Source organism: Macrococcus sp. DPC7161 (assembly GCF_004117835.1).
Classification (GTDB): domain Bacteria; phylum Bacillota; class Bacilli; order Staphylococcales; family Staphylococcaceae; genus SDSC01.
Genome location: NZ_SDSC01000072.1, coordinates 1 through 240 on the forward strand (window position 1 = coordinate 1; position 240 = coordinate 240).

General features: G+C 38.3%; 1 protein-coding gene. It reads left to right on the forward strand.

Annotated features, from left to right (window positions below; translation table 11 throughout):
• Window positions 1–240 (forward strand): MSCRAMM family adhesin SdrC (locus ER639_RS12375; protein ID WP_240664091.1); only part of this gene is annotated, 240 nt, incomplete at both ends.

The window sequence follows — 240 nt, forward strand, 5'->3', positions numbered from 1 at the left end:
AACCTGATGTTGATTCGCTAATTGAACCACTTGTTGACTCTGAAATAGAACCTGATGTCGACTCACTAATTGAACCGCTTGTTGATTCTGAGTTCGATACTGATCCTGAAGTAGATTCACTTACTGATCCACTTGTTGATTCTGAAATAGAACCTGATGTCGATTCACTGATTGATCCACTTGTTGATTCTGAGATTGAACCTGATATCGATTCACTATTTGATACTGAACCTGATGTTG